Annotated in this window: 17 protein-coding genes; 13 read left to right on the forward strand and 4 right to left on the reverse strand. The window is 72.1% G+C overall.

Annotated elements, in window-relative coordinates; genetic code table 11:
* Positions 1 to 103: 103 nt before the first annotated feature.
* The 6 genes from rbfA (at position 104) to ABD907_RS09715 (ending at position 6978) form a co-directional block, all read left to right on the forward strand.
* Positions 104 to 559, forward strand: a complete 456-nt coding sequence (rbfA, locus tag ABD907_RS09690; RefSeq protein ID WP_345216042.1) for a 30S ribosome-binding factor RbfA — start codon at positions 104 to 106, stop codon at positions 557 to 559.
* Entirely contained in the window at positions 556 to 1530 is a 975-nt protein-coding gene (truB, locus tag ABD907_RS09695; RefSeq protein ID WP_345216043.1) for a tRNA pseudouridine(55) synthase TruB, read from the forward strand. Before rbfA ends, truB begins: the two co-directional genes overlap by 4 nt.
* Positions 1531 to 1573: 43 nt before the next feature.
* Complete coding sequence (locus ABD907_RS09700; RefSeq protein ID WP_345216044.1) at positions 1574 to 2578, forward strand: bifunctional riboflavin kinase/FAD synthetase; 1005 nt, start codon at positions 1574 to 1576, stop codon at positions 2576 to 2578.
* Positions 2579 to 2734: 156 nt separating this feature from the next.
* On the forward strand, positions 2735 to 3004 hold the full coding sequence (gene rpsO, locus ABD907_RS09705) for a 30S ribosomal protein S15 (protein ID WP_345216045.1): 270 nt from the start codon (positions 2735 to 2737) through the stop codon (positions 3002 to 3004).
* A gap of 219 nt (positions 3005 to 3223) precedes the next feature.
* A complete protein-coding gene (locus tag ABD907_RS09710; RefSeq protein ID WP_345216046.1) occupies positions 3224 to 5563 on the forward strand; it encodes a polyribonucleotide nucleotidyltransferase in 2340 nt (779 codons plus the stop codon).
* Positions 5564 to 5565: 2 nt separating this feature from the next.
* Entirely contained in the window at positions 5566 to 6978 is a 1413-nt protein-coding gene (locus ABD907_RS09715; RefSeq protein ID WP_345216047.1) for a M16 family metallopeptidase, read from the forward strand.
* A 31-nt stretch (positions 6979 to 7009) separates the two neighbouring features.
* Here the strand turns inward: ABD907_RS09715 and ABD907_RS09720 are convergent, their stop codons facing one another.
* Together ABD907_RS09720 and ABD907_RS09725 are read right to left on the reverse strand one after the other, a co-directional pair.
* Positions 7010 to 8425 (reverse strand): GntP family permease, encoded by a 1416-nt coding sequence (locus ABD907_RS09720; RefSeq protein WP_345216048.1) that lies wholly within the window; start codon positions 8423 to 8425, stop codon positions 7010 to 7012.
* A gap of 133 nt (positions 8426 to 8558) precedes the next feature.
* The gene (locus ABD907_RS09725) at positions 8559 to 9188 is read right to left on the reverse strand and encodes an alpha/beta hydrolase family protein (protein WP_345216049.1); all 630 of its coding nucleotides are present in this window, start codon (positions 9186 to 9188) and stop codon (positions 8559 to 8561) included.
* Between the two features lie 40 nt (positions 9189 to 9228).
* Between ABD907_RS09725 and dapB the strand changes: the two genes are divergently transcribed.
* From dapB to ABD907_RS09740, 3 genes are all read left to right on the forward strand, one after another.
* On the forward strand, positions 9229 to 10005 hold the full coding sequence (gene dapB, locus ABD907_RS09730) for a 4-hydroxy-tetrahydrodipicolinate reductase (protein ID WP_345216050.1): 777 nt from the start codon (positions 9229 to 9231) through the stop codon (positions 10003 to 10005).
* Between the two features lie 224 nt (positions 10006 to 10229).
* Positions 10230 to 10538 carry a hypothetical protein gene (locus ABD907_RS09735; protein WP_345216051.1) on the forward strand — a complete coding sequence of 103 codons (309 nt, stop codon included), beginning with the start codon at positions 10230 to 10232 and terminating at the stop codon, positions 10536 to 10538.
* Positions 10481 to 10885, forward strand: coding sequence for an HNH endonuclease (locus tag ABD907_RS09740; protein ID WP_345216052.1), 405 nt, complete (start codon positions 10481 to 10483; stop codon positions 10883 to 10885). The genes ABD907_RS09735 and ABD907_RS09740 overlap by 58 nt, the downstream gene beginning before the upstream one ends.
* Positions 10886 to 10912: 27 nt before the next feature.
* On the opposite strand, the gene ABD907_RS09745 is transcribed toward ABD907_RS09740, so the two are convergent.
* A complete protein-coding gene (locus tag ABD907_RS09745) occupies positions 10913 to 11557 on the reverse strand; it encodes a GNAT family N-acetyltransferase (RefSeq protein WP_345216053.1) in 645 nt (214 codons plus the stop codon).
* Positions 11558 to 11641: 84 nt separating this feature from the next.
* On the opposite strand from ABD907_RS09745, the gene dapA reads away from it, so the two are divergent.
* A complete protein-coding gene (gene dapA, locus ABD907_RS09750) occupies positions 11642 to 12580 on the forward strand; it encodes a 4-hydroxy-tetrahydrodipicolinate synthase (RefSeq protein WP_345216054.1) in 939 nt (312 codons plus the stop codon).
* 63 nt (positions 12581 to 12643) lie between these two features.
* Positions 12644 to 14329: a ribonuclease J gene (locus ABD907_RS09755; RefSeq protein ID WP_345216055.1), complete on the forward strand. Its 1686-nt coding sequence runs from the start codon at positions 12644 to 12646 to the stop codon at positions 14327 to 14329.
* 3 nt (positions 14330 to 14332) lie between these two features.
* On the opposite strand, the gene ABD907_RS09760 is transcribed toward ABD907_RS09755, so the two are convergent.
* Positions 14333 to 14911 carry a TetR/AcrR family transcriptional regulator gene (locus ABD907_RS09760; protein ID WP_345216056.1) on the reverse strand — a complete coding sequence of 193 codons (579 nt, stop codon included), beginning with the start codon at positions 14909 to 14911 and terminating at the stop codon, positions 14333 to 14335.
* 105 nt (positions 14912 to 15016) lie between these two features.
* Between ABD907_RS09760 and ABD907_RS09765 the strand changes: the two genes are divergently transcribed.
* The gene (locus tag ABD907_RS09765) at positions 15017 to 15427 is read left to right on the forward strand and encodes a hypothetical protein (protein WP_345216057.1); all 411 of its coding nucleotides are present in this window, start codon (positions 15017 to 15019) and stop codon (positions 15425 to 15427) included.
* 297 nt (positions 15428 to 15724) lie between these two features.
* Complete coding sequence (locus tag ABD907_RS09770) at positions 15725 to 18280, forward strand: DNA translocase FtsK (protein WP_345216058.1); 2556 nt, start codon at positions 15725 to 15727, stop codon at positions 18278 to 18280.
* Positions 18281 to 18309 lie beyond the last annotated feature (29 nt).

Below are 18309 nucleotides of genomic sequence, written 5' to 3' on the forward strand. Positions count from 1 at the left end.
CTCGTGGCCGGGTGGGGTCGCGGCCCCCGTCGGGCGTCGCCCACCGTCACGCTCGAAGCCGGCGGCGGGCCTCATTGCTACATCACTGACTTTGGAGAGACCGATGGTTGATGCACCTCGGGCTCGGCGCGTGGCCGAGCGGATCCAGCAGGTGGTCGCGCGCATGCTGGACACGCGGATCAAGGACCCCCGTCTCGGGTTCGTCACCGTCACCGACGTGCGGGTGACCGGTGACCTGCAGCACGCCACGGTCTTCTACACCGTGCTCGGCAGCGACGAGGAGCGGGCGGCTTCGGGCGCCGCGCTGGAGTCCGCCAAGGGCGTCATCCGCTCCGAGGTCGGCCGCCAGACCGGCATCCGGCTCACCCCGACGCTGGAGTTCGTCCCCGACGCACTCCCGGAGACCGCGGCCAGCCTCGAGGAGACCCTCCGTGAGGCGGCGGCCCGCGACGCCGAGGTCGCCGCACTGGCGGCGTCGGCCACCCCCGCCGGCGAGGCCGACCCGTACAGACGCGACGAGCCCGACGACGGCGACGACGAGGCGACCGAGAACCGGTGATCGACATCCCGCGGGGTGCGGTCACCGCCGCCGACGGCCTCGTCGTCGTCGACAAGCCGCAGGGCTGGACCAGCCACGACGTCGTCGCCCGGACCCGCCGCCTCGCCGCCACGAAGAAGGTGGGGCACGCGGGCACCCTCGACCCGTTGGCCACCGGCGTGCTGGTGCTCGGCGTCGGTCGTGCCACGCGGATGCTGACCTACCTCGTCGGCTCCGACAAGGAGTACCGGGCCACGGTCCGGCTCGGTCAGCGGACCGTGACCGACGACGCCGAGGGCGAGATCTCCGCGGCGCCCGGCGCCGCCGCGCTGCTGACCGAGGACGGCAGCGTCGACGTCGCCACGGTCGAGGAGGCCCTGGCGCCGCTCCGCGGCCCGATCCGGCAGGTTCCGAGCTCCGTCTCCGCGATCAAGGTCGGCGGCCGACGCTCCTACGCCCGCGTCCGGGCGGGGGAGGACGTCGCCCTCGAGTCCCGTCCCGTCACCGTCCACCGGCTCGAGACCGTCGGCGCCCCCGTCGTCCACGACCTCGACGGCACCACCGTCGTCGACGTCGACGTCCTGGTCGCGTGCTCCTCCGGGACGTACGTCCGGGCGCTCGCCCGCGATCTCGGGGAGTCCCTCCGCAGCGGCGGCCACCTCACCGCGCTGCGCCGCAGCAGGGTCGGGCCGTTCGGCCTGGACGACGCCCGCACGATCGAGGAGCTCGCCGCCGCCGTCGCGGCCGACGCCGCCACCGAGGGTCCCCGCGGCCTGCCCGTGACGACCCTCACCTCGGCGGCCCGCGCGGCCTTTCCGGCGCGCGGGCTCGACGAGGCCGAGACCGCTGCTGTCCGCGTCGGCAAGCCGCTGAGCCCGAGCGGGTACGCCGCCGGGGTGACCGCCGCGTTCGCTCCCGACGGCCACGTCGTCGCCCTGCTCGGCGACGACCGTGGTCGCGCACGCCCCGTCGTCGTGCTCGATCCGGCCTGAGCGGCGATAGGCTCGACCGGCCCGGCAGGAGGAGGACGTCAAAGTGCAGGTGTGGCACGGTGCCGCGGAAGTTCCGGCGGACCTCGGCCCGACCGTGGCGACGCTCGGCATCTTCGACGGCGTGCATCGCGGCCACCAGGTGGTGCTCGCGGCCACCGTCTCCGAGGCGGAGAGCGCCGGCCTGTCGTCCGTGGCCGTCACCTTCGACCCGCACCCGGCGACCGTCCACCGCCCGGACGAGGACTTCTCGCTCATCGCCTCCTTGCCCGACCGGCTCGAGCGGCTGACCGGCACCGGCCTGGACGGCGTCCTGGTCGTGCCCTACACGCTGGACTTCGCGCGGGCGACCCCGGAGGAGTTCGTCCGCGCCTACCTCGTCGAGCTGCTGCACGCCCGCATCGTGGTGGTGGGTGACGACGTCCGGTTCGGCCGGGACAACAGCGGGGACCGCGACACGATGGTCGAGCTCGGCCGCGCCTTCGGCCTCGGCGTCGAGATCATCGCCGACATCGCCGACCCCGAGACGGGCCGGCGCTGGTCCTCCACCTGGGTGCGCGAGCTGCTCGCGGCCGGTGACGTGGCCGCGGCCGCGCGGGTTTTGGGGCGCGCGCACCGCGTGCGCGGCATCGTCGTCCACGGCGCCAAACGCGGCCGGGCGCTCGGCTACCCGACCGCGAACCTGCGTGCCGACGACCTCGGCGTCGTCCCGGCGGACGGCGTCTACGCCGGCTGGCTCATCCGTCCGGACCACTCGCCCGACGACGGCACCTCCAAACGCCTCCCCGCCGCCGTCTCGGTGGGGACCAACCCGACCTTCCACGGCGTCGAGCGCACCGTCGAGGCGTACGTCCTCGGCCGCACCGATCTCGACCTGTACGGCGAGGAGGTCGTGGTCGAGCTGACCGAGCGGTTGCGTCCGCAGGTCACGTTCGTCGGCATCGACGCGCTGCTGGACCAGATGGCCGACGACGTCGCCGAGGTCGCGCACGCGCTGGACGTGCCCGCGCCGGTCCGACCTCCCGCGCCGGAGGAGTCGCACGCCCAGTGATGTGGCGCATGCCGCTCCGGTGACAGCGCCCCACGTATCGCTGGCGTACCTGCCTGCCTGATAGGCTGGCGGTTGCCGTTCAAGCCGGCCACGGTTGAGTCATGCCCGGGAGAATATGCCCCGGCGCACCGTGCAACGACCTCTCAGGAGAACCACATGGCCCTCGCTGCCGACGTCAAGCAGTCCATCATCACTGAGTACGCCACCCACGAGGGTGACACCGGTTCGCCGGAGGTCCAGGTGGCCCTGCTCACGCAGCGCATCACGGACCTCACCGAGCACTTCAAGACGCACAAGCAGGACCACCACTCGCGTCGCGGTCTGATGCTGCTCATCGGCCAGCGCAAGCGTCTGCTCGCGCACCTCGCCGACGAGGACATCGAGCGCTACCGCAGCCTCATCGCGCGGCTCGGCCTGCGCCGCTGACCACGGACCGGCCCGGACACGTGTCCGGGCCGGTCGTGCGTGCGGGCGCCGGGCACTCGGCCCGGACCGCACGGAAGATCCACAACACAACACTGTCCATCTCCGCCCCGGTGCGTCCGGTCCTCGGTAGTGGCCTCCGGAACCGCGTCAGCTGGTGTCCGTGGGCCTCGATCGAAGGCCGTCGGCCGGCGGGCGGACGACTACGTAAGGAGGGCACCCGTGGAGGGTCCCGAGATCACGTCCGCCGAAGCCGTTATCGACAACGGTCGCTTCGGCACCCGCACCGTCCGATTCGAGACCGGCCGCCTGGCACGCCAGGCCGCCGGCTCCGCCGTCGCCTACCTCGACGAGGAGACGATGGTGCTGTCCGCCACCTCGGCGGGCAAGCACCCCCGGGAGGGCTTCGACTTCTTCCCGCTGACCGTCGACGTCGAGGAGCGCCAGTACGCCGCCGGCAAGATCCCCGGCTCGTTCTTCCGCCGCGAGGGCCGTCCGTCCACCGAGGCGATCCTGGCCTGCCGACTCATCGACCGGCCCCTGCGTCCCTCGTTCGTCAAGGGGCTGCGCAACGAGGTCCAGGTCGTCGAGACGATCCTGTCGATCCACCCCGACGACTCCTACGACGTCCTCGCCATCAACGCCGCGTCGATCTCGACCCAGATCTCCGGCTTGCCGTTCTCCGGCCCGATCGGTGGCACCCGCGTCGCTCTGATCGACGGCCAGTGGGTGGCGTTCCCGCGCTACAGCGAGCTCGAGAAGGCCGTCTTCTCCATGGTCGTCGCCGGCCGCGTGGTCGGTGACGACGTCGCGATCATGATGGTCGAGGCGGAGGCGACCGACAACGCCTGGACGCTCGTCAAGGAGCAGGGCGCCACCGCCCCCACCGAGGAGGTCGTGGCCGAGGGACTCGAGGCCGCGAAGCCGTTCATCCGCGCGCTGTGCCAGGCGCAGTCCGAGCTGGCCGCCGCCACCGCCAAGCCGACCCAGGAGTTCCCGCGCTTCCTCGACTACGAGGACGACGTCTACACCGCCGTCGAGGAGCACGTGCGCGGCGACCTCGCCGAGGCGATCACGATCGCCGACAAGAAGCAGCGCGAGAGCCGGCTCGAGGAGATCCGCCACGCGATGCTCGAGGCGCTCACCGGGCGCTTCCCGGAGCGGGACAAGGAGCTCTCCGCCGCCTACCGCTCCGCCACCAAGCAGGCCGTGCGCCAGCGCGTCCTCAAGGACGGCGTCCGCATGGACGGGCGTGGTCTCAAGGACATCCGCACCCTCTCCGCCGAGGTCGAGGTGCTTCCGCGGGTCCACGGCTCGGCCCTGTTCGAGCGCGGCGAGACCCAGATCCTCGGCGTGACCACGCTGAACATGCTCCGCATGGAGCAGCAGCTCGACACCCTCAGCCCGGTCACGCGCAAGCGCTACATGCACAACTACAACTTCCCGCCCTACAGCACCGGCGAGACCGGCCGCGTCGGTTCGCCGAAGCGCCGCGAGATCGGCCACGGCGCGCTGGCCGAGCGGGCACTCACGCCCGTGCTGCCCGCCCGGGACGACTTCCCGTACGCGATCCGTCAGGTCTCCGAGGCGTTGAGCTCCAACGGCTCCACCTCGATGGGCTCCGTGTGCGCCTCCACCCTGTCGCTGCTCAACGCCGGTGTGCCGCTGCGCGCCCCGGTCGCCGGCATCGCGATGGGCCTGATGAGCGACGAGGTCGATGGTGAGACCCGCTACGCGGCGCTCACCGACATCCTCGGCGCCGAGGACGCGTTCGGCGACATGGACTTCAAGGTCGCCGGCACCCGCGAGTTCGTCACGGCCATCCAGCTCGACACCAAGCTCGACGGCATCCCCGCCTCGGTCCTGGTCGGCGCGCTGAGCCAGGCCCGTGACGCCCGCCTGTACATCCTCGACGTCATGCACGAGGCGATCGACGCCCCGGACGAGATGGCCCCGACCGCACCGCGGGTCATCCGGGTCCAGGTCCCCGTCGACAAGATCGGCGAGGTCATCGGCCCCAAGGGCAAGATGATCAACCAGATCCAGGAGGACACCGGCGCCGACATCTCGATCGAGGACGACGGCACCGTGTTCATCGGCGCCACCGACGGCCCGTCCGCCGAGGCCGCGCGGCAGGCCGTCAACGCCATCGCGAACCCGCAGATGCCCGAGGTGGGTGAGCGGTTCGTCGGCACGGTCGTCAAGACGACGTCCTTCGGTGCCTTCGTCTCGTTGAGCCCGGGCAAGGACGGCCTGCTGCACATCTCGCAGATCCGTCGCCTGGTGGGCGGCAAGCGCGTGGACTCGGTCGAGGACGTGCTCAACGTGGGCGACAAGGTCCAGGTCGAGCTCGCCGAGGTCGACCAGCGCGGCAAGCTGTCGCTGCACGCCGTGGTCGAGGGCGAGGAGACCGACGCCCCCGCGGCCGAGGGAACGGCCGACGCCGGTACCGAGGCCGCCGAGACGGACGGCGAGCAGCCGCAGCGTGAGGGTGGCCGTCGCCGCCAGCGCACCCGCACCCGCCGTGGCGGCGAGGGTGACGCACCGGCGGCCGACGCCTGAGGATGCCGCAGCCGCTGAACCTGGGCCCGGCCGGCGCGCCGGGCACCGAGATCCGCGCCGAGCAGGACGGCAGCGTCATCCGGCGCTCCGTCCTGCCCGGCGGCATCCGGGTGCTGACCGAGGCCATGCCCGCCCAGCGCTCGACCGCCGTCGCGGCGTGGGTGGCGGTCGGCTCGCGTGACGAGACCGACGGTCACCACGGCTCCACCCACTTCCTCGAGCACCTGCTCTTCAAGGGCACCCCGGCCCGCTCCGCTCTCGACATCGCCGAGGCCTTCGACGCCGTCGGCGGCGAGGCGAACGCGGCCACCGGCAAGGAGCACACCGCGTACTACGCGCGGATCCTCGACGTCGACCTGCCGATGGCGACCGACGTCATCCTCGACATGGTGACGTCCTGCCTCCTGGACCCGGCCGAGCTCGAGACAGAGCGGGGGGTCATTCTCGAAGAGCTCGCCATGAACGACGACGACCCGATCGACGTCGCGCACGAGCGCTTCTCCCTGGCGGTCCTCGGCGACCACCCGCTCGGCAGGCCCATCGGCGGCACGGCGGAGAGCATCCGCGCCGTCCCGCGCGAGGCGGTGGTCGAGCACTACCGCCGCACCTACGTGCCGTCCGAGCTGGTCGTGACCGCCGCCGGGAGCGTCGATCACGACGCCCTGTGCGAGCAGGTCCTCGACGCCGTGCGCCGCGGCGGCTGGGACCTCGACCCACAGGCCGCTCCCGCTGCCCGTCGCCTCGGCGTCGCCGACGCCCGTGCCCGGGGCGTCGACGTCCCCGGCTCGGGCGCCGTCGTCCTGCCGGGACCGGAGTCCGTCCGGCTGCCGACCACCGGCTCGGCGACCACGGTGCACCGCCCGACCGAGCAGGCGAACGTGCTGCTCGGTGGCCCCGGCATCCCCGCCGGCGACGACCGCCGCTACATCCTCTCCGTGCTGACCACCGTGCTCGGTGGCGGCATGAGCTCGCGGCTCTTCCAGGAGGTCCGCGAGAAGCGGGGCCTCGCCTACGCGACCTACGCCTTCGCGTCCGCCTACGCCGAGGCGGGCACCTTCGGGCTGTACGCCGGCTGCGCGCCCGGCAACGTCGAGGAGGTCACCGAGCTCCTGGGTGCCGAGTGGCAGCGACTCGCCGACGAGGGCATCAGCGAGGAGGAGCTGCGCCGCGGCATCGGTCAGCTGCGTGGCAACATGGTCCTCGGCCTCGAGGACAACGGCTCGCGGATGTCCCGCCTCGGCCGCGCCGAGATCGTCCACGGTGAGCTGGTCGACCTCGACGAGCTGATCGCCCGCATCTCCGCGGTCACCGCCGCGCAGGTGCGTGACCTGGCCGCCGAGCTCGCGGCTGCGCCGCGCTCGATCGTCATCGTCGGCCCCTTCGAGGACGACATCGCCGCGCGCCTGCTGGGCTGACTACCTATTGGGCTGACTACCTGCTGGGCGACTAGACGATCGCCCAGAGCCCGGCGGCGAGCACGAACGCCGCCAGGCCGAGGGTGGTCTCCATGACGGTCCAGGTCATCAGCGTGGTCTTCACGTCCATCCCGAAGAAGCGGCTGACCAGCCAGAACCCCGAGTCGTTGACGTGGGACAGCACGGTGGCACCGGCCGCGATCGCGATGACGAGGAGGGCCACCTCGAAGTTCCCCAGGCCGGCATTCTCCACGGCCGGGGCGATCAGCCCTCCGGCCGTGGTGAGCGCGACCGTCGCGGAGCCCTGCGCCACCCGCAGCAGCGTGGCGATCACGAACGCCTGGACGACGAGTGACATGCCGAGTCCAGAGAGACTCTCGCTGAGCGCGGCACCGATGCCGCTGAGCTCCAGCACGCCACCGAACATGCCGCCCGCGCCGGTGATCAGGATGATCGTGCAGATCGGGCCGAGGGCGTCGTCCAGGATGCCGGTGATCTGACCCAGCGAGCTGCTCGGGCGGCGCAGCACCAGGATGGCCACCAGCACGGTGATGAGCAGCGCGACAGGCGTGTAACCGAGCAGGGAGAGGAACCCCACCCAGCCGAGACCCTCGTCGAGCACGCCGGCCGAGACCAGGGTGGCCAGCACGGTGTCGAACGAGATCAGCACGAACGGCACCAGGAGCAGACCGAGCACGGTCAGGAACGACGGGGCTCGCGTGGCGACCGGAGCCGTGCCGCTCCCGTCGCCGTCGGTCTCGCCGTCCCGGCCGCGGACCGCTCCCAGCACCGCGTCGGGCAGTGCCACGTCGATGCGCCGCCCGAGGAAGCGCGAGACCAGGTAGACGCCGACGTACCAGGCCACGACCGCGACCGGGATGCCGATGAGCAGCGTCATCCCGATGCTGCCGCCCAGGATCGTGGTCGCCGCGACCGGACCCGGGTGGGGCGGGACGATCGCATGCATCGCAGCGAACGCACCCGCCGCGGGCAGCGCGTAGAGAATCAATGAGCCGCCGAACCGACGTGCCACCGTGAGGATGATCGGCAGGAAGACCACGAGGCCGGCGTCGAAGAAGATCGGGAACCCGAACAGCAGCGCGGCGACGCCGAGCGCCAGGGGCGCCCGTTTGTCGCCGAACCGGCCGATCAGCGTGTCGGCGAGGACCTGGGCACCGCCGCTGATCTCCAGCAACCGCCCCAGCATCACGCCGAAGGCGACGAGCAGGGCGACGGCACCGAGCGTGTCGGCGAACCCGAACATCAGCACGTCCGGTACGTCCCCGAGCGGGAAGCCGACGGCGAGCGCGGTGACCACGCTGACCAGCACGAGCGAGATGAACGCGTGCAGCTTCACCACGATGATGAGCACGAGCAGGAGCGTCACCGCTGCCGCGGCTATCAACAGCAGCACGCCGGCGCCGTACTGCGGGTCGATCGCCTCCATGAGTGCCCCCTCCTCGCGGTCGTGCCGGCTCGGGTTCGTGCCGGCTCGTGACCCGTCACCATGCCGTGATGCACGGCGCGTGGCAACCCCGGACGCGGCGCCGCACACGGCTCGGGATCGACGGCGACTGCCGTCAGCGAGCAGCCAGGACCGTCGGCAGCCAGGACTCGACGGCCGTGCGCAGGCCGGGCATGTCCGAGGCGAGGGAATGGTTGCCGCGGAGAACCACGACCTGACGGTCGCGGCCCTCCGGCGGCATGCCGAACGGGTCCTTGTCGCCCTGCACGACGAGGACCGGCACACCGGCACCCGCAAGCTCGGGCAGCCGCGACGGCTTCGGATCGCCGCCCTTCGTCTGTCCGGGCGGTCGCAGCGGGAACGCCAGGCACAGCACGGCGGCGGCACCGACGTCGAGCGCCGTGCGGCACGCCACCCTGGCGCCGGACGAGCGGCCGCCCGTCACCAGCCGCAAGCCTTCCAGCGGTCCGCAGCGCAGGTGCTCGAGGACGGCGGTCCAAGCGGTGTCCAGCTGCTTCGCGGGGGCGGGGGAGCGGCGTCCGGCCACCCTGTAGGGCTGCTCCACCAGCGCGACGGCGAGGCCGAGCCCACCGGCGACCTCGGCTGCCGCCCGGAGGTCCTTGGCACCCACACCGCCGCCCGCGCCGTGGCCGAGGATGACGGCGCCGACCGGCTTCCCGGGCACGGTGAGGTGCACGCGGGCCGGCCCATGCGGCGTCGCGATCTCCGCACCCTCTGCAGTCACGACGCGAGGCTATCGCGGCCCAGAAGCTACGCTGCCGGACGTGGACACGAACCAGATCGGCGTGGCAGTGGTCGGCGCCCAGGGGCGCATGGGCCGGACGGTGTGCGAGGCGGTCGAGGGCGCCGAGGACCTCGAGCTGGCTGCCCGGTTGGACGCCGGCGACGACATCACCGGCCTGGCGTCCACGGTCGCGAGCGTCGGCATCGACTTCACCGTCCCGTCCGTGACCGAGGAGAACGTGCACGCGCTGCTCGACGCCGGGCTGCACGCCGTCGTCGGGACGACGGGCTGGACCGAGGATTCGCTCGGCCGGGTCCGCGAGCACCTCGAGCAGGTCAACGCCGACCGGGACGGGAATGGCGGACTCGGTGTGCTGATCGCCCCGAACTTCGCCCTCTCGGCGGTGCTCGCGATGCACTTCGCCGCCCAGGCCGCACGGTTCTTCGAGTCGGCCGAGGTGGTCGAGCTGCACCATCCGAACAAGGTCGATGCCCCCTCCGGCACCGCGTTGACGACGGCGCGGCACATCGCCGGCGCCCGCGGCGAGGCAGGACTCGGACCGATGCCCGACGCGACCGAGACCCAGGTCGACGGCGCTCGCGGCGCCGTGGTCGACGGCGTCCACGTCCACGCCGTGCGGCTGCGCGGGCTCGTCGCCCACGAGGAGATCCTGCTCGGCAACGCCGGCGAGCAGCTCACCATCCGCACCGACTCCTTCGACCGGGCGAGCTTCATGCCGGGAGTGCTGCTCGCCGTGCGCGAGGTGGTCCGCCGGCCGGGGCTGACCCTGGGACTGGAGAACGTGCTCGACCTCTAGCTGTTGCGGGCGGACGCGGCTCTGGTCGACGGGTCGACGGCCCGGCGCGCCTCGACGCCCTAGTACGAGCACCTCAGCCGGAGAGGGTGGTCTTACCGTTCGGAGCCCGCAGGTCGCCGATCACGCCGGCCATGAAGCGGGCGGAGAGCGAGCGACGGGTGAGCATCCGGCCGGCACCGGACACCATGTGCTACCTCACCGCTCTGCTCCCGGTGGGACAGGGCGTGGCCGTCTATGCCGCACTGACGAAGGACGCCGATGCGATGCGGCTGACGGGCGATCCGCGCGGGAAGGGCCAGCTGATGGCCGACCTGCTCACCTGCCGTGCCGCGGGTCTCGACCTGCCGGAGCCGCTCATCGGGACGGACGACGCAGAGAAGCCGGGACAGCCCGTGGCTGCGCCACCGCCGGCGGTGCCGCAAGTCGTCCCGGCCGAGATCGCCCGCCTTCTGATCGCAGGCACGTTGGCGCTGACGTGGCCGCATGGGTCCGACGGCTGTACGCCGGACCCGGCGGCGCACTGGTCGCGTTGACGTCGAAACAGCGATTCTTCCCCGACGGGCTGGCCGACTACCTCGCGCTGCGCGATGCGGGCACCTGCCGCACGCCCTACTGCGATGCCCCGATCCGTCATCTCGACCACGTCACTCCGGTCCACGCGGGCGGAGCAACCACGGGCGAGAACGGCAAGGGCGTCTGCGCGGCATGCAACTACGCCAAGCAGTCCCCGGGCTGGCGCGAGGACGTCCTCGACCAGCCACCGGGCAGGAACCACACGGTCAGGACCCGCGGCCCGTCCGGGCACACCTACCGCTCGACCGCACCACCCCTACCCGCGCCGGGCGGACGAGATCCCACTGCCGACGATCGCGCGGCCTGAGCTCCCGCGCGGTCGCCGCGCCACACGTCACAGCTCGGCGTACCAGCAGATCTCGGTGACGTCCTCGCCGGCGACGTCGAGCGTGCGGCGCACGCCCGCCGGGGCGAAACCCGCCTGGGCGAAGAACCGCGTCCGGGACTCGTCGTCCTGGACCACCCAGGCCTGCAGCCGCTGAGCGCCCTGCTGACGCAGCAGGTCCGCGCAGGCGGCCAGCAGGCGTGAGCCGTGACCCTTGCGGCTCTCCGCCGCGGGAACCTCCAGCGCCAGGATCTCGGCGACCGCGCCCTCGGCGGCGCCGGGTTCCTCCTCACGGGTCTCCTGCGTCTCGGCAGGCTCGCCCGCCTCGGCCGGTCTGGTCTCCACCGGCACCTCGGCCGGGGCGAACGCCGCGAACCCCACCACGCGTGCGCCGTCGAGCGCCGCCAGCACCCGGTGGCGGGGCGAGGGCGGCGACGTGATCGCCGCCGACCAGGACTCCGCCAGGCCGCCCGGATCGATGGCTCCGACCACCTCGGGGCCGAGGTCGTGGCCGACCCCGGCGGCGAGGGTGGCGCGCAGCGTACGGGCGTGCACGTCGCCCAGGATCTCGGCATCCTCGGCCAGTGCCGGCCGCACCGAGACGTCGGCGGTCGGCGGGTGGGCATGGCCGTGCTCGGCCTCCGAGGAGCTCATCCCTCCAGGCTAACGACCGGCGACGGCGTACCGGTCCGCTGATCTGCGGTGCGGACCGCCCCTGTGGAGGGCTACCGTCTGGCCATGAGTTCCAGCCCGCGCCTCCCTTCGCGCTCCTTCGGCTCGGTCGCCGTCGCCATGGTGACCCCCTTCCACGAGGACGGCTCCATCGACGTCGACGCCGGTGTCGCCGTCGCGACCAAGCTCGTCGACGACGGCTGCGACGCCGTCGTCGTCCACGGCACCACCGGTGAGTCGTCGACCACACACCAGCCGGAGAAGGACGAGCTCATGCGGGCCGTCGTCGACGCCGTGGGCGAGCGGGCCATGATCATCGGCGGCGCCGGGTCCAACGACACGGCCCACGCCGTGCGGATCGCGCAGGGCGCGCAGCGCTGCGGCGCCCAGGGGCTGCTCGTCGTGTCCCCGTACTACAACCGGCCCTCCCAGGAAGGCGTCTACCAGCACGTCGTCGCCGTCGCCGACTCGGTCGACCTACCCGTCATGCTGTACGACATCCCCGGCCGCACGGGCGTCGCGTTCGCCGACGAGACCCTCGACCGGCTCGCCCAGCACCCGCGCATCCTCGCGGTCAAGGACGCCACCGGCAACGTCCCGGCCGGTTTCGAGCGCATGGCCAGGACCGGCCTCGAGTACTACTCCGGCGACGACGCCCTCAACTTCGACTGGCTCGCCCACGGCGCGTCCGGCGTCGTCTCCGTCGTCGGGCACGTCGCGACCGGCAGGTACGCCGAGATGGTTCGCGAGGTCGACGCCGGCGACCTGCCGGGGGCCCGCGAGGTGGCGGCCCGGATGCGTCCCGTCGTCGCCGCGCTCATGGGCAACGGCCAGGGCGCCGTCATGTCCAAGCACGCTCTCCACCTCCAGGGCGTCATCCCGAGCGCCACCGTCCGGCTGCCGCTGGTCGCGGCGCCCGACGACGACATCGACAACCTCGCCGCCGTGCTGCGCGAGCACGGGCTGCTCGAGTCGGAGAGGTCATCGCTCGGCGTCAGCCCTTGACGGCGCCCCGCAGCGACGTCTTCGACAGGATTTCGGGCGGCGGGCACCTGGCAAGATGGTCCCGTGAGCCATCCCCATCCTGAGCTGTCCGAACCCGGTCCCATCCCGCAGGGCGGCCTGCGGATCGTCGCGCTGGGGGGTCTCGGTGAGGTCGGCCGAAACATGACCGTCTTCGAGCACGCCGGCCGGCTGCTCGTCGTCGACTGCGGCGTGCTGTTCCCGGAGGACCACCAGCCCGGCGTCGATCTGATCCTGCCGGACTTCGACTACATCGAGGACCGGATCGACGACATCGAGGCGGTCGTGCTCACGCACGGCCACGAGGACCACATCGGGGGCGTCCCGTACCTGCTGCGGCGCCGTCCGGACATCCCGCTGCTCGGTTCGCAGCTGACGCTCGCGTTCATCGAGGCCAAGCTCAAGGAGCACCGCATCACTCCCGTGACCCTGGCCGTCCGCGAGGGCCAGACCGAGCAGCTCGGCCCGTTCGGTCTCGAGTTCGTCGCGGTCAACCACTCGATCCCGGACGCACTCGCGGTCATGATCCGTACCGGCGCGGGGAACGTGCTGCACACCGGCGACTTCAAGATGGACCAGCTCCCGCTCGACCGTCGCATCACCGACCTGCGTGGGTTCGCCCGCCTCGGAGAGGAAGGGGTGGACCTGTTCATGGTCGACTCCACCAACGCCGAGGTGCCCGGCTTCACGGCTCATGAGCGAGACATCGGGCCGGTCCTGGACAGTGTGTTCGCCGAGGCCGACGGCCAGGTGGTCGTGGCGTCCTTCGCGTCGCACGTCCACCGCGTCCAGCAGGTCCTCGACGCCGCCGTGCTCCACGAGCGCAAGGTGGCTCTGGTGGGTCGCTCGATGATCCGGAACATGGGCATCGCGTCCGACCTCGGCTACCTCAACGTCCCGCCCGGCACGCTGATCGACGTCAAGGCGATCGCCGACTTCCCGCCGTCGCAGACCGTCCTCATGGCGACGGGATCCCAGGGCGAGCCGATGGCGGCCCTGAGCCGGATCGCCAACCGTGATCACCGGGTCGCGGTGGGTCCCGGCGACACGGTGATCTTCGCGAGCTCGATGATCCCGGGCAACGAGAACTCCGTCTTCCGCGTCATCAACGGGCTCATGCGGCTCGGCGCCAAGGTGGTCCACCAGGGCAACGCGCGCGTGCACGTCTCCGGCCACGCCAGCGCCGGCGAGCTGCTCTACTGCTACAACATCGTCCGGCCGAAGAACGTGATGCCGGTGCACGGCGAGATCCGCCACCTCGTCGCCAACGGGGCGCTCGCGGTCCAGACCGGGGTGCCGGCCGAGCGGGTCGTGCTCGCCGAGGACGGCGTCGTCGTCGACCTGGTGGACGGCAGGGCGAGGATCGCCGGCGCCGTGCCGTGCGGGTACGTCTACGTCGACGGCTCCTCGGTCGGCGAGATCACCGACGCGGAGCTCAAGGACCGCCGCATCCTCGGCGAGGAGGGCTTCATCGCCATCTTCGCCGCCGTCGACGCCTCCACCGGCAAGGTCATCACCGGACCGCACATCCAGGCCCGCGGCATGGCCGAGGACGACTCGGTGTTCGACGCGATCCTCCCCGACGTCACCGAGGCCCTGAACGCGGTGGTGGGCCGGGGGAACGCCGACACGCAGCAGATGCAGCAGGCGATGCGCCGGGTCGTGGGCCGCTGGGCCGCCAAGCGCCTGCGGCGCAGCCCGATGATCATCCCCACGGTCGTGGAGGCCTGACCATCACGTCCTGGCCGTAGGCCCGTCCCCGCGCAGCGCGGCGACGTAGCGCTCGGCACGCTCCTGCGTCCCTCCGGGCAGCAGGCCGGCCAGCTCGAGGCTCACCAGTCCGTGGGCGAGCGCCCACAGCCGCACCGCCACCGCCTCGGACTCGTCCTGCCCCGTACCGAAGGCTCGTGCGACGGCCTCGCGCAGGACGGCGAACGTCGGGGCCGCGGCGCCACGGTCGCCGTCCCGCCCCTCGGCGCCCACGGTCTCGAACATCACCCGGTAGAAGTGCGGGTTCTCGAGGGCGTTGGCTCGATAGGCGACGCCGAGGGCGAGCAGGTCGGCGAGCGGGTCGTCGGTGCGTGGCACAGCGTCCAGGTGCGTGGCGAAGCGGCGGAAACCTTCGGCGACAACGGCGTCGACGAGGGCCGTGCGCCCGCCGAAGAGCGAGTAGACCGCCGCCGTGGTGGTGCCGGCCGCGGCCGCCACCGACCGCAGCGACAGCGACGCCGGTCCGCCGTCGGCCACCGCGGTGGACGCGGCCTCGAGCAACCGGCGGCGCAGCGCGTCGTCGTGCGTGCGGGGGCGGGCCATGTCGGCATCGTAAGTCCTTGCCGCCAGTTCCGTAACACTGTTAAATAACGGTGTTAGCAAACTTGCGGTCACGCGGCCGCCCGTCCGTCCGACAGGAGAAGATCCATGCTCGAGCTCTCCGAGGCGGCCCGCACCACGGCGGGCATCGTGATCCTCGCCGCCATCACCGTCGCCAGCGGCGGCTACTTCCTCACGCGCGTCGTGCGAGGAAAGGTGCCGGCCACCGACTTCCAGATGTCGTTCTTCCGCGCCGGCCACGCCCACGCCGGCGTCCTGATCATCCTCGGTCTCGTCTGCCTCCTGCTGACCGAGGCCACTGCCCTCTCGGGCGGGTGGGAGTGGCTGGCCCGCACCGGCGTGCTCGTCGCGGCCATCGTCATGCCCGCCGGGTTCTTCCTGTCTGCCGTCGGGCGCGGGCGGACGGCGCCGAACGGGCTGATCGTGCTGCTGGGGGTCGGTGCCGGGTTCCTCGTCGCGGGGCTCGCCGCCCTCGGCGTCGGCCTCCTCACGGCCTGACGGCCGCGGCGCGGACTTCATCATGCGTCTCGTGCCGAGAAAGTCGCGTCGAGCGCCGGATCGGGCGGTCCGGCGCGCCGATGACGAGCTGTTCGGCGTGTCACCGTTAGGTTGGGACGTGACATGGCTACCCGTACGACTTCCCCCGGACGGTCGGCCTCGACGACACGAGCGTCCCGGAACAGCTCCCGCAGCAAGTCACGGAGCAGTCTCCGGACCCGTGGCGGCGGGCGGTCGGCGGCATCGTCGCGCCCGAAGCGCAGCCCGCTGCCGGTGCGTATGGTCAAAGGCATCTGGATGACAGGAGCGCACCTGGTGGGTGGCACCGCACGCCGCGTCGGCTCGGGCGCGAAGGACATCGACCCGGCGCTGCGCCGCGACGGGTTCGCGTTCCTGCTGCTCGGGCTCGCCATCGTCATCGCGCTGCGTGAGTGGTTCGGGCTCTCCGGCATGGCCGGCGCCGTCATCCACCACGCTGCGGCCGGTGTCGTCGGCGTGCTCGGGGTGCTGCTGCCGGTCGTGCTCGTCGTCATGGCGGTGCGAACGATGCGCCACCCGGACCAGGTTCGTGCGGACGTGCGTGTCGCCATCGGTGGCACCGAACTCATCGCCGCGGTCTGCGGACTCGTGCACATCAGCTCCGACCTGCCGGACCCGACGGCCGACTTCCCGGCCGTCGAGCGCGCCGGCGGTCTGCTGGGGTGGCTGTTCGGCACGCCCCTGACGATCCTGCTGAGCGAGTGGGGCGCCGTCCCGATCCTCGTGCTCATCGGCCTGTTCGGCGTCCTCGTCCTGACCGCGACGCCGGTCGCCGCCGTCCCGCAGCGGCTGCGCGCCGGCCTGGACTGGATCCTCGGCCGCTCCCCGGCCGACGCCGAGGACGCGACCACCGAGCTCGTCTCCTCCGACGGCACCGCGCGTCCGCCGACGCCGCGGCGTCGCAAGAAGAAGTCCGGCAGGGCGGCGAAGGACGAGGGCGGCGAGCCGGTCGTGCCGGGGGAGTACGCCGCGGACGAGGCCTTCGCCCGCGCCGCCGAGCGGGCACCGGCCGACGGCGACGCTCCCGCCAAGCCGGGCCGCAAGCGCGACAAGCCCACGACCGCGGCGACCGCCGACTCGGCCGGTGGGGACAAGTCCGAGGCGGAGCTCACGGCCCCGCCCAACAAGCCGCTGCCTGCCCGGGCCGAGCAGCTCGAGCTCGCGCCCGACGTCGTCTACACCCTGCCGTCGGACGAGACGCTGGTGAAGGGAGCCCCGCACAAGGCCCGATCGGCCGCCAACGACCGGGTGGTGGACGCCCTCACCAAGGTTCTGACCGACTTCTCGGTCAACGCCTCGATCACCGGGTTCTCCCGTGGCCCGACCGTCACCCGCTACGAGGTCGAGCTCGGCGCCGGTGTGAAGGTCGAGCGGATCACCGCGCTGAGCAAGAACATCGCCTACGCCGTCGCCAGCGCCGACGTACGGATCCTTTCGCCGATCCCGGGCAAGTCGGCGATCGGCGTCGAGATCCCCAACACCGACCGCGAGACCGTCGTCCTGGGTGACGTCCTGCGCTCCTCCGTCGCGCGGCGCACCGAGCACCCGCTCGTGGTCGGCGTCGGCAAGGACGTCGAGGGCGGCTACGTCATCGCCAACCTCTCGAAGATGCCCCACCTGCTGGTCGCGGGTGCCACGGGCGCCGGTAAGTCGAGCTTCGTGAACTCGATGATCACCTCCGTCATGATGCGGGCCACCCCGGAAGAGGTGCGCATGGTGCTGGTCGACCCGAAACGGGTGGAGCTGTCCATCTACGAGGGCATCCCGCACCTGATCACCCCGATCATCACCAACCCGAAGAAGGCCGCCGAGGCACTCGAGTGGGTGGTGCGGGAGATGGACGCCCGCTACGACGACCTCTCGACCTTCGGGTTCAAGCACATCGACGACTTCAACGCCGCCGCACGTGCCGGCAGGCTCAAGCCGCCGGCCGGCAGCGAGCGGACGATCTCGAGCTACCCGTACCTGCTGGTCATCGTTGACGAGCTCGCCGACCTCATGATGGTGGCGCCGCGCGACGTCGAGGCCTCCATCCAGCGCATCACCCAGCTGGCGCGGGCGGCCGGCATCCACCTGGTGCTGGCCACGCAGCGCCCCTCCGTCGACGTCGTTACCGGTCTGATCAAGGCGAACGTGCCCTCGCGGCTGGCGTTCGCGACCTCCTCGCTCGCCGACTCCCGCGTGGTCCTCGACCAGGCCGGCGCCGAGAAACTCATCGGTCAGGGTGACGCGCTGTTCCTGCCGATGGGGTCCGCCAAGCCGATGCGTGTGCAGGGCGCCTGGGTCACCGAGTCGGAGATCCACGCGGTGGTGACCCACGTCAAGGAACAGCTGCAGCCCAGCTACCGCGAGGACGTCGTCGTCCCCGCGAAGAAGAAGCAGATCGACGAGGACATCGGTGACGACCTCGATCTGCTGCTCCAGGCGGCGGAGCTCGTCGTCACCACGCAGTTCGGCTCGACCTCGATGCTGCAGCGCAAGCTCCGCGTCGGCTTCGCCAAGGCCGGTCGCCTGATGGACCTGCTCGAGTCGCGCGAGATCGTCGGGCCGTCCGAGGGGTCGAAGGCCCGCGACGTGCTCGTCCAGCCCGACGACCTGCCCGACACGCTGGCCCGCATCCGGGGCGACGAGCCGGCCGCGGATGTCGATGACGGCGACGACGGCGACCACGAGCCGCCGGCGAGCGTGCCCGAGGCGGCCGAGGACCGCTACGCCGACGGCGTCCGGGGGCACCTGCCACCGGAGGCGGTCGCGTACGACGACGAGGCCGAGAGCGAGGAGAGCGAGGACGCCTGGGGTCTGACCGGTCGCTGAGTCAGACCGTTCGTCGGATCGACCTGGGT

The sequence above is a fragment of the Georgenia halophila genome (genome assembly GCF_039541595.1).